The sequence below is a fragment of the Streptomyces sp. CC224B genome (assembly GCF_030010595.1).
Taxonomy (GTDB): Bacteria; Actinomycetota; Actinomycetes; order Streptomycetales; family Streptomycetaceae; genus Streptomyces; species Streptomyces longispororuber.
The window spans coordinates 1-895 of the sequence record NZ_JASCXL010000257.1 but is presented as its reverse complement, the minus strand read 5'-3'; the positions used below and the strand labels follow the sequence as shown (position 1 = coordinate 895).

At 65.9% G+C, this 895-nt stretch carries 2 protein-coding genes; both read left to right on the top strand.

The genetic code is table 11. The annotated features are described in order from the left end of the window. Positions 1–211: 211 nt before the first annotated feature. Entirely contained in the window at positions 212–562 is a 351-nt protein-coding gene (locus QK440_RS41240) for a DoxX family protein (RefSeq protein ID WP_282798394.1), read from the top strand. Between the two features lie 51 nt (positions 563–613). Then, positions 614–895, top strand: a 282-nt coding sequence (locus QK440_RS41235) for a maleylpyruvate isomerase N-terminal domain-containing protein (RefSeq protein ID WP_282798393.1), incomplete at its 3' end; no start/stop codon positions are given.

Below are 895 nucleotides of genomic sequence, written 5' to 3'. Positions count from 1 at the left end.
CTAAGGCTTGTCCCGCAATGATCTTCGAGTCGGTGTAGACGCGGTGGCATCCGTGGTCGGCGCACGCGCTTCTGGCCGATGTCGGTCCGGAGGTGTCGCACTCGGGCGCCGTGCCATGACCTAGATCACGCGATGGCATGTCACTTTTCAAAGAGCCGGCCCGTCAACTCCGTGAACAGCCAGTTGTCCTTTACAAGGAACAGGAAACCTCGTGTTCGCCGCCTATCTCGCAGTCACTCTTCTCGCCTCGGTCACCAACGCATTCGCCGCCGTCGCAAACCTCGTCGGTCACGACTACCCCAGAAGTCAGGCGGACAAGATGGGGCTGCCTCACTCGACGATGCGCCCGTTCGGCGTGCTGCTGGCGCTGGGCGCACTGGGGTTGCTGGCGGGGTTCGCCGTGCCGGTGCTGGGCGCGCTCGCCGCGGGCGGCCTCGTGTTGTACTTCCTCGTCGCGTTCGGTGCCCACCTGCGAGCTCGCGACTACCACTTCGGCGGCTGGGCCATGTTCTTCTCCCTGGCGGTGGCCGCCCTGGCCCTGAACCTGTCGTACCACGGCTGAGCTGTCTTGATCCGCTCACCTCACATCGCTGACGGAAGGAAGCCAGCCCCGATGAACACCCCCAAAGACCCCCGGCCACTGCTGTACCGCGCGGCCGGCCAGTTCGCCGCACTCGTCGCCACCGTCGAACCCGGGCAGCTCGACACACCCACCCCTTGCCACGAGTTCGACATCCGCGCTCTGATCGCCCACGTCCTGGGCAATACGCTTGCCTATCCGCACATCATGCAAGGCACCTACAGAGCAGCTGAACCCGGAAACGTCGCCGAGGTCCCGGGCGACGACTGGGCAGCGGCGTACGCGGACGCCGAGGAGCGGCTCATCGTGGCCGGG